The organism is Kitasatospora sp. NPDC057542 (assembly GCF_042801945.1).
GTDB lineage: Bacteria > Actinomycetota > Actinomycetes > Streptomycetales > Streptomycetaceae > Kitasatospora.
The window spans coordinates 1-11,882 of the sequence record NZ_JBHVFE010000277.1; the positions used below are offsets into that span (position 1 = coordinate 1).

Annotated in this window: 11 protein-coding genes; 1 reads left to right on the plus strand and 10 read right to left on the minus strand. The window is 73.0% G+C overall.

Annotated elements, in window-relative coordinates:
• Positions 1-30: 30 nt before the first annotated feature.
• Positions 31-1,218 carry an agmatine/peptidylarginine deiminase gene (locus ACFU7Y_RS28695; RefSeq protein WP_380770118.1) on the minus strand — a complete coding sequence of 396 codons (1,188 nt, stop codon included), beginning with the start codon at positions 1,216-1,218 and terminating at the stop codon, positions 31-33.
• A gap of 142 nt (positions 1,219-1,360) precedes the next feature.
• Between ACFU7Y_RS28695 and ACFU7Y_RS28700 the strand changes: the two genes are divergently transcribed.
• Positions 1,361-2,014: a TetR/AcrR family transcriptional regulator gene (locus tag ACFU7Y_RS28700; protein ID WP_224282348.1), complete on the plus strand. Its 654-nt coding sequence runs from the start codon at positions 1,361-1,363 to the stop codon at positions 2,012-2,014.
• Between the two features lie 49 nt (positions 2,015-2,063).
• Here ACFU7Y_RS28700 and ACFU7Y_RS28705 read toward each other — a convergent pair whose 3' ends face one another.
• The 9 genes from ACFU7Y_RS28705 to ACFU7Y_RS28745 form a co-directional block, all read right to left on the minus strand.
• The gene (locus tag ACFU7Y_RS28705) at positions 2,064-3,245 is read right to left on the minus strand and encodes an agmatine deiminase family protein (protein ID WP_224282347.1); all 1,182 of its coding nucleotides are present in this window, start codon (positions 3,243-3,245) and stop codon (positions 2,064-2,066) included.
• A gap of 117 nt (positions 3,246-3,362) precedes the next feature.
• Positions 3,363-4,286 carry a DUF4436 family protein gene (locus tag ACFU7Y_RS28710; RefSeq protein WP_224282346.1) on the minus strand — a complete coding sequence of 308 codons (924 nt, stop codon included), beginning with the start codon at positions 4,284-4,286 and terminating at the stop codon, positions 3,363-3,365.
• 122 nt (positions 4,287-4,408) lie between these two features.
• Entirely contained in the window at positions 4,409-5,206 is a 798-nt protein-coding gene (locus ACFU7Y_RS28715; RefSeq protein ID WP_224282345.1) for an ABC transporter ATP-binding protein, read from the minus strand.
• Complete coding sequence (locus ACFU7Y_RS28720; protein WP_224282344.1) at positions 5,199-6,182, minus strand: ABC transporter ATP-binding protein; 984 nt, start codon at positions 6,180-6,182, stop codon at positions 5,199-5,201. Before ACFU7Y_RS28720 ends, ACFU7Y_RS28715 begins: the two co-directional genes overlap by 8 nt.
• Positions 6,179-7,033, minus strand: a complete 855-nt coding sequence (locus tag ACFU7Y_RS28725) for an ABC transporter permease (RefSeq protein ID WP_224282343.1) — start codon at positions 7,031-7,033, stop codon at positions 6,179-6,181. The genes ACFU7Y_RS28720 and ACFU7Y_RS28725 overlap by 4 nt, the downstream gene beginning before the upstream one ends.
• A complete protein-coding gene (locus ACFU7Y_RS28730) occupies positions 7,030-7,989 on the minus strand; it encodes an ABC transporter permease (RefSeq protein ID WP_224282342.1) in 960 nt (319 codons plus the stop codon). Before ACFU7Y_RS28730 ends, ACFU7Y_RS28725 begins: the two co-directional genes overlap by 4 nt.
• Positions 7,986-9,635 (minus strand): ABC transporter substrate-binding protein, encoded by a 1,650-nt coding sequence (locus tag ACFU7Y_RS28735; RefSeq protein ID WP_380770119.1) that lies wholly within the window; start codon positions 9,633-9,635, stop codon positions 7,986-7,988. The genes ACFU7Y_RS28730 and ACFU7Y_RS28735 overlap by 4 nt, the downstream gene beginning before the upstream one ends.
• 32 nt (positions 9,636-9,667) lie before the next feature.
• The gene (locus ACFU7Y_RS28740; RefSeq protein ID WP_224282340.1) at positions 9,668-10,672 is read right to left on the minus strand and encodes an agmatine/peptidylarginine deiminase; all 1,005 of its coding nucleotides are present in this window, start codon (positions 10,670-10,672) and stop codon (positions 9,668-9,670) included.
• Between the two features lie 133 nt (positions 10,673-10,805).
• Positions 10,806-11,882, minus strand: a 1,077-nt coding sequence (locus tag ACFU7Y_RS28745; RefSeq protein ID WP_380770120.1) for an agmatine deiminase family protein, incomplete at its 5' end; no start/stop codon positions are given.

Genomic DNA, 11,882 nt, shown 5'->3' on the forward strand with positions numbered 1-11,882 from the left:
GATACACTTACCTCACCAGGCCCCGCCGTATCAAACTTCTGGCAGCTGCTGGGTGACGCAGTGGATCCCGCCGCCGCCCGCCCCGAGGTAGTCGATGTTGAGCTGCTCGACGGTCCGGCCGGGGAACAGCCGGGCGAGGGCCGTCCTGGCGGCGCTGTCGGCCCTGGTGTCGCCGAACTGCGCCGCGATCACCGCGTTGTTGCACAGGTAGTAGTTGGCGTAGGAGCCGACGAAGTTGGGGTCGGTCGAACGGATGAGGTTGTAGTCGGGCCCCTGGATCTGGCTGACCGTGAACGGGGTGCCCTGGGCGCTGGTGGAGGTCGTCAGGATCCGGTACTGCTGCCGCGCGTCGTTCGACCAGGCGTCGGTGTCGCTCGCCTGCGGCATCTGGACCGCGGCCGTACCCGCGCCGAGGAAGCGGGAGGTGGCGTCCACGTGGTCGTCGGTGATGTCCTGGCCGGCGATGCCGTTGAACCAGATCACCTTGGTGGCACCGTAGGCGGCGCACATCGCGCTCTCGATCGCGGCCTGGGACATGCCGGGATTGCGGTTGGCGTTGAGGATGCTGCTCCGGGTGGCCATCAGCGTCCCCGCGCCGTCGGTCTCGATGCCGCCGCCCTCGCCGACCAGCCCGGCGGCGGTGAACGGCAGGCCGAGGTAGGCGGCGACGCGCTGGGCGACCAGGGCGTCGTTGCCGTGCGGGTTCTGGTGGTTGCCCCAGCCGTTGAAGTTGAGGCCGACGGTGTCGAGGCCGCCCGTGCCGTCGGTGCGGAAGACCGGGCCGGTGTCGCGCATCCAGCAGTCGTCGACCGGGATGTCCCCGATGACGGTGACGGTGGAGCCGCACATCGAGCGGGCCTTGGCCACACTGGCCGGGTTGGCGCACATGGTCACCGGCTCGTACTTCGCGATGGTCTTGGCGATGAGGGCGATGTTCGCCTGGACACCGCTGAGCTTGTTCCGCCAGATGGTGCTGTTGTCCGGCCAGGCCATCCAGGTCCGGGTGTGGCGGACGGTGTCCGGCGGCACCCGGAAGCCGGCCGCGACGGCCGGGCCCCCGGCGGCGGTGCGAGGCTGCGCCGCCCACGCCTGCCCGCCACCGCTCGCGGCGGTCAGCGCGGTGCCGGCGACGGCGAGTCCGGCGGCCGTCAGGAACCGGCGTCGGCCGAGTTGTCCGTCGGTGGTGGTGGTCCGGTGGGGTCTGAAGCTGTCCTCCATCACTGCCTCCCTGTCAAAGTCACCTGCTGGTCCAGCAGTTGACCGAAAAGGTAAAACTGGCCAAGCGCTCGGTCAATACTTTGCGCAGGCACCGTGCCCGATGCGCCCCTGCCGGGCTCCCCCAGTCGTTACAGTGACGGCCATGGCGACACAGGCGACAGGCACGGCCGCACGAACGGCCTCCGGAGCGGGCGGCCCCGGCCGGGCACGCGCTTCCGCCAAGGGCGAGCAGACCCGGGCCCGGCTGATCGCAGCGGCCCGCACCCTGCTCGCGGGCGACGGCGCCGGGCGGTTCACCACCCGCAACGTGGCCGCGCTGTGCGGGGTCTCGCACGGGATGTGCCATTACCACTTCGCGGACCGCACCGACCTGATCGTCGCGGTCGTGGCGGACATCCGGCCCGAGTGGATCACACCGCTGGAGGAGGCGGTCGCCGGCCCCGGCGCCTACGCCGAGCGCGCCGAGCGGGTCCTGACGCTGCTCACCCGGCCCGAGAGCCCCGACCTGGCCCGGCTCCACGCCGCCCTGCACTGGCTCGCCCTCAACGACGAACGCGTCCGAGCGAGCCTGGAGGCCGAGTACGCGCGCTGGCGGGCCTCCTTCGTACAGCTGTTCCGGTGTCTGGTGGACGAACGCGGCGACGGCGCCGACCCGGTCCCCCTCGGGGAGGCCTTCGCCGCCGCCGTGGACGGGCTCGCCGCCATCGGGTCGCTCGACGGGACGGTGGACGCCGAGCGGGTGCTGCGGACCCTGCTGGACTCGCTGTCATCCGCCGCCCGGCCGTCCGGCGCCTGACGGTCCGCGGCCCGACCGCGCGCCGCCCGACCGTCCGCCGCCCGGCCGGTCACGGGGTGGAGCCGGGCGCGACGGGCTGTTGCTGGGTGGCGCAGTGGATCCCGCCGCCGCCCGCGGCGATGTGGTTGATGCCGACCTGGGTGACCTTGCGGCCGGGGTGGAGGCCACCGATGATCCCGGCTGCCCGGTCGTCGGTGGCCTGGTCCCCGAAGCGCGGAACGATGACGCCGCCGTTGCAGACGTAGTAGTTGATGTACGTGGCCAGGAAGTCCTTGCCCGCGCCCGGGATCCGGCCGATGTCGGGCTCGGGGAGGTCGACCACCGTGAGCGTGCGGCCCTTGGCGTCGGTCTCCGACTGGAGCACCCGCAGCGCCTGCGCGGAGGCGGTGGTCCACACGTCCGGCGGGGCGTCGGCGGTGGGACGGTGCAGGAGCACGGTGCCCGGCTCGGCGAAACGGGCGAGCGCGTCGACGTGACTGTCGGTGATGTCCTGCCCGGCGACGCCCTGGAACCAGATCACCTTCTCGACGCCGAGCAGTTCCTTGAGGCTCTCCTCGATCTGGTCGCGGGACTTGCCGGGGTTGCGGTTGCCGTTGACCCAGGAGCTCTCGGTGGCCATCAGCGTGCCCTCGCCGTCCACCTCGATGCCGCCGCCCTCACCGGTGATCGGCGCCTGGATGCGGGTGATGCGGTAGTGGTCGAGGAGGTTGCGGGCGACCTGGCTGTCGTTGGTGTGGGTCTGCTTGTCGCCCCAGCCGTTGAAGTTGAAATCGACCCCGGCGAGCCCCTGCGGGCCGGTGACGAAGGTCGGGCCGGTGTCCCGGGCCCACAGGTCGTCGACCATCAGTTCGAGCACCTCGACCGAGGAGCCGCAGGCCTGCCGGGCCTGGTCGGCCTGGTCCGGGCGGGCCAGCAGGACGACCGGCTCGAAGCCGGCGATCGCCTGGGCCAGCCCCGCGATGTCCTGTCGGACGCCGGGCAGTTGGTCGCCCCACACCTCCTCCAGCGCCGGCCAGGCCATGAAGGTGCGGGTGTGCGGGTCGGATTCGGCCGGCATGGCCCACTCGCCCGCCGCCGGGCTTCCGGACGGGGCCGCGCCCGAGGCCGTACCGCCCGGGCCGGGCTGCGACTCCGCTCCGCTGCCGGAGGAGCAGCCACCGGCCAGGGCCAGCGCGGCGAGCGCGGCCCCGGACTGCAGGATCGAGCGGCGGGACGGCCGGGGGTGAGCCATGGAGCCTCGTTCCGGTTGGTGTCGGGTTCGGCTCCGCAGGCTACTGACAGGACGGTCAGGATCCGGCGCGGCACGCATCCGCCGTTCGGGGAATCCGCCGTTCGGAGGCCTCCGCCCTCACGCGCCGTCGGGCGTCGCCTCCCGTTCACGGCGCAGCCGGTGCTCGGTGCGGATGCCGGACCAGGCGGTGCAGGCCAGGCTCGCGGCGATGATCCCCTCGGCCCAGAAGAACGCCACGTAGTCGATGAGCGAGCCGATCGGCGGCGCTCCGGGCGCGGCGTTGCGCATGCCGATCAGGGCGAACAGGCTCGCCGCCATCCAGCCCAGGGAGGGCCAGACCAGGCCCTCGCGCTTGCGGTAGAGCACCTCGGCGGCGCCGAGGACGGCCAGGGCGATGGCCCACATCGCGGCGATCATGAACCAGGACAGGATGAAGGTGCTGCGCGAGCGGGTGATCCCGGTGTCCAGCGTCACGGCGCCGGCGGCGGTGGCCGTGGCCTGCGGGCGCATGACGAAGAACGGGTCGGTGTCGGTGAGGACCAGGCCGACCGGCACGGCCGTGCCCCCGCTGGTGGCGCTGAAGGCCGCCTCGGCGCGGTAGCGGTCGAAGGGGTAGTCCGTCTTGGTGCCGTCGTACATCCCCACCTGCACCAGCTGGGACGCGGCGGCCTCGCCCTCGGCGGCCCGGATGGTCACCCTGGGGGCGCCGGTGACGGTGATCTCGACGGGGCGGGCGAAGGCCTGGGAGTTCGGCCCGGCGGCGAACCGGCCGTGCGGGACGGGGGTGACGTAGAGCGTCAGCTGCTGGGCCGTCGGGTCGACGTCCTGTGCGGTGACATCCAGTTCGATCCAGTCGGCGGCCGCGGGGACGGCCAGTTCCCGGGTCTGCTCCCGGGTGTTGCGCTCGTTGAGGTACAGCCCGATGCCGCCCCCGCAGAGGGCGACGACCAGGGCCAGGACGGCGGCGAACCGCCAACGGCGGCGGGGGGCCCGGTGCACGGCCGGCTCGGTCGCGGGGGTGTCTTCGGTGGTGACCTGCACGGTCGTCCTTCCTGCGGCGGGCAGCCGGGCGGGCGGGTTCGCCGCCGGCCCGGCGCGGCCCGCCGGTGGTGCTCGGTCGCCCCGGACGGGCAGGTCCCACCACCTGCCGGGCCGGGGCCGTCTTACAGGGCGCGGCGCGCGGCGGCGATCCGGTCGGGATCCCAGCCGGGCCGGGGGACGGACTCCAGCAGCAGCCGGGTGTAGGCGTGCTGCGGGGAGTCGAGGACCTCGGCGGTGGGGCCGGATTCGACGATCGCTCCGTGGCGCATCACGACGACCTCGTCGGTGACGCAGCGGACGACGCCGAGGTCGTGGGTGATGAACAGGTAGCCGACGCCGGTCTGTTCGCGGATGTCCGCGAGCAGGTTGAGGACCTGCGCCTGCACGGAGACGTCCAGTGCGGCGACCGCCTCGTCCAGCACCAGCACGGCCGGCTGGACGGCCAACGCCCGTGCGATGGCGACGCGTTGGCGCTGGCCGCCGGAGAGCTGCCGGGGCAGCGCGTCGGCCGCCCTGGTGCCGAGGCCGACCTGGTCGAGGAGTTCGCGGATCCGGGCCGCGTGGTCGGCGCCGGGGAAGTGCAGGCGCAGGGTCTCCCGGAGCACGGCCTCGACGCTGGTGCGCGGGTCGAGCGAGAGGTACGGGTCCTGGAAGACCATCTGGACCTCGCGGGCGCGCTCCAGCCGCTCGGTCCTGCCCCGCGCCCGTCCGGTGCGGGACCGGCCGCGGACCAGCACCGCGCCCTCGTCGGCCTGTTCGAGGCCGACGATGATCCGGGCGGTGGTGGTCTTGCCGGAGCCGGACTCGCCCACGATGCCGAGCGATCCGCCGGCGGCGAGGGTGAAGGAGACGTCGTCCACCGCCCGCACGGAGCCGAAGGTCCGGCGCAGCCCGGTGACCTCCAGTACGGTCTCAGGCATCGGCGAGGCTCCCTCGAAGCGGGTGGTGGCAGGCGACCGGGTGCGGCGCGGGGGTCTGCTCGCGGCACAGGTCGGTCGCGTACCGGCAGCGGTCGGCGAACGCGCAGCCGGTCAACTCCTGTCGCAGGTCCGGTGGTTGGCCGTCGATGGCGGCGAGCCGGCCGGGCCGGGCGTCCAGCCGGGGGGTGGCGGCGAGCAGCGCGGCGGTGTACGGGTGACGGGGCCGCTCGAACAGTTCCGCGGCGGGGCCGCTCTCGACGATCCGCCCGGCGTACATCACGTGGACCCGGTCGCTGATGGCGGCGGCGAGCCCGAGGTCGTGGGTGACGAACAGCAGGCCGGTGCCGAAGCGTTCGCGCAGCCGGCCGAGGAGCGCGATGACCTCGGCCTGGCTGGTCACGTCGAGCGCGGTGGTGGGCTCGTCGGCGAGCAGCAGGACCGGGTCGCCCATCAGCGCGGCGGCGATCATGACGCGTTGGAGCATGCCGCCGGACAGCTGCCCGGGGTAGCGGCGCAGCAGTTCCGGCCCGAGGCCGACGGCGTCGAGGAGTTCGACCGCGCGCCGCTCGGCGTCGGCCGCGCCCGTCCGGCCGCCGAGCCGGACGCCCTCGGTGAGGAAGTCGCCGATGCGGCGCAGCGGGTTGATGGCGGCGCGGGGGTCCTGGAAGATCATCGCGGCCCGGCCGGTGCGCAGCGCGCGCAGCCGGTCGGGGCCCATCGTCAGGACGTCCTCGCCGTCGACCAGGACGCTGCCCTCGGCGGTGGCGCCGGGCGGCAGCAGGCCGAGGGCGCTGCGGGAGGTGAGGGTCTTGCCGGAGCCGGACTCGCCGACCAGGGCGACGGTCTCCCCCGGGCCCACGGTGAGGTCGACCCCGTCGAGGACGGGCCGGGCGGTGCCGGGCAGCCGCAGCCGCAGGCCCCGGACGTCGAGGGCGCGCACGGGGCCCTCCGGGTTCGTGTGCTCCGCTGGGTTCACGGGGTCCTCCGGGCGACGCGGTCGGCCCAGCGCTCGCCGACGACGTTGAAGGCGACGACGGTGAGCACGATCAGGACGCAGGGCAGGATCGCGGAGAGCGGGTAGCCGTGCTGGATCGCGGTCTGGCCGTCGAAGACCATCCGCCCCCAGTCCGGGGTGAGCGCGGGGACGCCGAGTCCGAGGAAGGACAGGCCGGCCAGGTCCATGAGGGCGTATCCGAAGTTGATGGTGGACTGGGCGAGGACGATCGGGGCGATGTTGGGCAGGACGTGCCGCAGGCAGATCTGCGCGGCGGAGTGGCCCTGCACCCGGTAGGCGCTGACGTAGGGCCGCATCCGTTCGGCCAGCACCAGGGAGCGGGTCAGCCGCGAGACGTACGGCAGGTAGGCGACCGCGAGGGCCAGGACGGGGGCGAGCAGGCCCTCCCCGTACACCGAGACGATCAGGATGGCGAGCAGCATGCCGGGGAAGGCGAAGACCAGTTCGGTGCTGCGGGAGAGGACGGAGTCGAGCCAGCCGCCGCGCCAGCCGGCGACCAGGCCGACCAGGACGCCGGCGACGGTGGAGAAGGCGACCACGCCGAGCGGGCCGAGCAGGGAGGTGCGGGCGCCGAGCAGCAGCCGGGACAGGGTGTCCCGGCCGGCGGCGTCGACGCCGAGCAGGTGGTCGGCCGAGGGGCCGGCCAGGGCGTTGCCGAGGTCGACGCCGTTCGGGTCGCTCGGGGCGATCCACGGTGCGACCAGGGCGGCGAGCACCACCAGGGCGACGATGCCCAGGCAGAGCAGGTGGAGCGGGGCGCGGGCGGCCTTGAGGCGGCCGAGGCCGGGCCTGCGGGTGAGGGCGACGGTCATGCGCCGGACCTCCTCGAACCGAGGGTGACCCGGGGGTCGACCAGGGGGTGGAGCAGGTCGACGATCAGGTTCACCGTCATGAACAGGGCGACGATGATCAGGGAGATGGCCTGGACGGTCGGGAAGTCCTTGGTGGTGGTGGACAGTTCGAGGAGCTGGCCGATGCCGCCGATGCTGAAGGCGGACTCCACCAGGATCGTGCAGACCAGCAGGGTGGAGACGATCAGGCCGCCGGTGGTCAGCACGGTGCCCAGCGAGTTGCGGAACACGTGGCGGCGGATCACCTCGCGCTCGGGCACGCCGCGGCTGCGGGCCACGGCGACGTGCTCGCCGTCCAGCGCCTCCAGCATCGCCGAGCGGGTCACCCGGGCGAGCATCCCGATCAGGTACAGCGCGAGGGCGATCGACGGCAGGGTGAGGTGCCACAGCAGGTCGAGGAAGCCGTCACCGGTGCCACTGGTCGGGAACCAGCCCAGCCGGACCGCGAACAGGCCCTGCAGCAGGACCGCCGCGACGAACGAGGGGGTGCCGACGGCGAGCGTGGTGGAGACCAGGATCGCCGAGTCGGTCCCGCCGCCGCGCACCGCGCCGATCCAGCCGAGCACCAGGCCTATGACGACGACCACCAGCAGGGCCATGGCCACCAGCGTCAGGGTCGCCGGCAGCCGGTCGGCGAGCAGCCGGGAGACGTCCGTGCGGTAGGTCAGGGAGCGTCCGAAGTCGCCCTGCAGCACCTGGCCGAGCCAGCGGAGGTAGCGGACCAGGAAGGGGTCGTCCAGGTGGTACTGGTCGTTGATCGCCTGCAGGGCGGCCGGGGAGGCCGACCGTCCGGACAGCAGGAAACTCGCCGGGTTGCCGGGCGCCAGGTACATCGCGCCGAAGACCACGAAGGACGCGCCGAGCAGGGTGGCGGCCATCTCGACCAGCCGTCGGACGGCGAATCGCAGGAAGCTCACCGTGCGGCCCCCACGTCGGCGGCCCACGGGTAGTACATGTACGCGATGGTGGTGGGCGCGCCGGTGATGCGCTTGTTGAGGAAGACGGCGGTGGGCCACTCGGCGACCGGGATCCACAGCAGCTGCTCGGAGGCGGTCTGCTGGAGCTTGGCCTCGATCGCGCCGCGCTTGGCCGGGTCGTACTCGGCGGTGGCCTGGTCGACGAGGTCGTCGTAGGCCTTGTCGCTGTAGCCGGCGAAGTTCTGGTAGGCGCCGGTCCTGAAGTTGGTGAGCAGGTCGAGCGGGTCGGTGACCGAGTCGTAGTACGTCTCGGGGAACATGTCCAGGCCTTCGCGGGCCTTGGGGTCGGTGAACAGCGCGGTGAAGGCGTTCGGGGCGATCGTCCGCAGCTGGACGTTCAGGCCGATCTTCGCTCCGGCGGCCTGGACGGCGGTGGCGAGCAGGGAGACGTCCTGGCCGATGGTGCTGGTGGCGACGGTGATCGTCCTGCCCTCGGCCCCGGCCTCCTTGACCAGGGCCTTGGCCCGGTCGACGTCCTGGGCGGTGGGGGTGAGGTGCTCGAAGGCGTTCTTGCGGACGTCGTCGGGGGCGCCGGCCCAGGCGGCCCAGGTGGTGAGGGAGCCGGTGAGGGTGCCGGCGCCGGCGAGGCCGGTCTTGACGAAGCCGGAGCGGTCGAGCGCCAGGGACAGCGCCTGCCGGACCCGTACGTCGCCGAGCGGGCCCTGCATGCTGGTGACGTTGAGGTTGACGGTGCTCAGGCCCTCGCCGAAGTAGAGCGTGCCGGCGCCGCTCTTGCGCAGCCGGTCGTAGCTCTCGGTCGGGATCAGGTAGCCGCCGTCGACGTCGCCGGTGAGCATCGCGTTGGTGCGGGCGGACGGGTCGGTGAGGAAGCTGAAGACGACCTTCCTGGACTTGGCCTTGGTGCCCCAGTAGTCGTCGAAGCGCTGGAGCTCGATCGACTGGCCCTTGGCCCAGGTGCCCAGCTTGAAGGGGCCGGTGCAGTCGAGGCTGCCGCCGGTGCCGTAGTCCTTGCCGGCGGCCTCCACCCCGGCCTTGGCGGCGACCACGCCGGCGGCGGTGGCCATGTACTGCGGGAACTGGGAGTCGGGCTGCTTGAGCTTGACGGTGACCTGGAGCGGGCCGGTCCTGGTGATCGAGTCGACGTTCTGGAACACCTGGGCCCAGGCGGAGGCGTTGTCCGGGTTGGTCTGCCGGCCGAGGCTGTAGACGACGTCGTCGGCGGTCATCACCGTGCCGTCGTGGAAGTGCACGCCGGAGCGCAGGTCGTAGACCCAGGTGGTGGGGTCCGGGTTGGAGGCCTTCTCCGCCAGGCCGGGGGCCAGGGTGAGCTGCGGGGTCCAGCGCATCAGGCTCTCGCAGACGTTCGCGAGGACGGTGTTCTGCGGGTAGTCGAAGGCCTGGACGTAGTCGAGGGTGGGCGGTTCCGCGTAGGTGGCCCAGGTGAAGGAGTCGAGCTCGCCCTTGGCCGGCGGGGTGTCGGCGGACAGCTGGACCGCCGCCTGGTCGGAGCCGCCGCGCGGCGGTCCGGAGCAGGCGGCGACCAGGGCCGCGGCCGAGAGCAGGGCGGTGGCGAGGGCGAGTCGGCCGGGGGCGGCGGCACGTCTCGCGGGCGCGGTGGGAGGCATGAGGGTGGGTTCTCCGTTCGCTGGCGTGGGGGTCAGGCGCGGGCGGCCGGGATCTGCTGGGTGATGCAGTGGACGCCACCGCCGCCGTGGGCGATGACCCTGGCCCGCACGCCGACGACCTTCCGGTCCGGGCAGGCGGCGGCGAGGACGGCGAGCGCACCCTCGTCCTCGGGGTGGTCGGCGACCGGCACGACGGCGCCGCCGTTGGCCAGGTAGAAGTTCAGGTACCCTACCTCGACCTCGCGGCCGTCGACCTCGACGAAGGCGGCCTGCGTCAGGTCGACGATCTCGAAGGGCCGGCCGTGGGCGTCGGTGGAGTGCTCCAGCACGGCGCGGTTGGCCCGCATCCGCACGTAGTCCGGGTGCTCCGGGTCGGCCGGGAGCTGCACCACGACCTTGCCGGGGGCGACGAAGGCGCAGACGCCGTCGACGTGCCCGTCGGTCTCGGTGTCCAGTGCGCCCCCGTACGGCAGCCAGATCACCTTGGTGACGCCGAGGCGTGCCTTCAGCTCGGCCTCGATCTCGTCCCGGGTCATCTCCGGGTTGCGGTTGGGGTGCAGCAGGCACTGCTCGGTGGTGATCAGCGTGCCCTCGCCGTCGACGGTGATCGCGCCGCCTTCGAGGATCATCTCGGAGCGGATCGCCGGGGTGCCGAGGTGCTCCAGCAGCAGGCCGCTGATCCGGTCGTCGGCGTCCCAGGGGCTGTGCTTGCGGCCCCAGGCGTTGAAGCGGAAGTCCAGGCCGGCCCGGCGGCCCTCGCCGTCGAGGACGAAGATCGGCGCGGAGTCGCGGAACCAGGAGTCGTCGGTGGGGAGTTCGACGACGGCGATGCCCTCGCCGCACAGGGAGCCCGCCTCCTCGCCGTGGCCGGGCGGGGCCACCATGGTGACCGGTTCGAACTCCGCGATGGCGCGGGCGACCGCCGCGTACTCGCGCTTCACCTCGTCGAGGGTGTCGCCCCACAGGTCCGGGCGGACGGGCCAGGCCATCAGGCAGCCCTCGTGCTCGGTCCACTCCGCGGGCATTCGGTACGTCACGGGAAACCTCTTCTGTCGGGGCCCGGCCGGCTCCGCGCGTTCGGTGCGCGGGGTGGTCGGGAGGGAGGGGTGGTGGGACGGGAGGTCCCCGGCGGCCCGCCTCCGTGGGGTACCGGACGGGCCGCCGGGAAGTTCAGAGGGCCGGCGGGACGGCCGGCTGGGACTGGGTGGCGCAGTGGATGCCGCCACCGCCGGAAGCGATGTTGTCGATGTTCAGTTGGACGACGTCGCGGCCGGGGAACTCGGCCTGCAGGATCGTGCAGGCCAGCCCGTCGGCGGCGGCGTCGCCGAACTGGGGGACGAACACGGCGCCGTTGGCGACGTAGAAGTTGGTGTAGCTGGACAGGAAGTCCTTGCCGCGGCGGCGGATCTTCGCCCGGTCGGGGCCGGGGAGCTCCACGACCGTGAGCGGGCGGCCCTGGGCGTCGGTGGCGGTCCGCAGGACCTGCTTGGCCTGCTCGTAGACGTCGATCCAGATCCGGTCGGTACCGGGGCCGGGCTTGTCGAGGATCACGCGACCGGGCGCCGTGAAGCGCGCCAGGCAGTCGATGTGGTCGTCGGTGATGTCCTGGCCGGCCAGACCGGCCAGCCAGATCACCTTGTCCATCCCCAGCGACGTCTTCAGCGCCTGTTCGACCTGGTCCTGGGACATGCCGGGGTTGCGGTTGGGGTTGACCAGCGAGCTGACGGTGGCCAGCAGGGTGCCCTGGCCGTCCGTCTCCAGGGCACCGCCCTCACCGACGAAGGGGGCCTGCACGCGGTCGATGCCGTACGCGGCGAGGAGGGTGGCCGCGACCGCGGCGTCCTCGGTGTAGCGCTGGTAGTACGGGGTGCCGCTCTTGCCCCAGCCGTTGAAGTTGGTGTCGACACCGGCGATGGCGCCCGGTGCGACCACGAAGGTCGGGCCGAAGTCACGGATCCACAGGTCGTCGTTGGAGATCTCGACGACGGTGACGCTGTAGTAGGCGCCGGAGCCGCAGTAGTAGCGCGCGTCGGCGGCCTGGCCCGGACGGGCGACCACGACCACCGGTTCGTAGCGGGAGATCTCGTGGGCGATCCGCGCGATGTCGTCGCGCACCGCCGAGAGCTGGGTCTGCCAGATCGACGACAGCGCCGGCCAGGCCATGAAGGTGCGGTCGTGCCGGTCGCTCTCGGCGGGCATCCGCAGCCTCGCGGTGGCGCCCGCGGCGGCCGGGGCAGCGGCCTCGGC

What these genes read in the sequence shown, in the direction of transcription:
- ACFU7Y_RS28715 (WP_224282345.1), bottom strand. Translation starts at nt 5,206, where the DNA reads ATGCCTGAGACCGTACTGGAGGTCACCGGGCTGCGCCGGACCTTCGGC.
- ACFU7Y_RS28725 (WP_224282343.1), bottom strand. Translation starts at nt 7,033, where the DNA reads ATGACCGTCGCCCTCACCCGCAGGCCCGGCCTCGGCCGCCTCAAGGCC.
- ACFU7Y_RS28695 (WP_380770118.1), bottom strand. Translation starts at nt 1,218, where the DNA reads ATGGAGGACAGCTTCAGACCCCACCGGACCACCACCACCGACGGACAA.
- ACFU7Y_RS28735 (WP_380770119.1), bottom strand. Translation starts at nt 9,635, where the DNA reads ATGCCTCCCACCGCGCCCGCGAGACGTGCCGCCGCCCCCGGCCGACTC.
- ACFU7Y_RS28705 (WP_224282347.1), bottom strand. Translation starts at nt 3,245, where the DNA reads ATGGCTCACCCCCGGCCGTCCCGCCGCTCGATCCTGCAGTCCGGGGCC.
- ACFU7Y_RS28700 (WP_224282348.1), top strand. Translation starts at nt 1,361, where the DNA reads ATGGCGACACAGGCGACAGGCACGGCCGCACGAACGGCCTCCGGAGCG.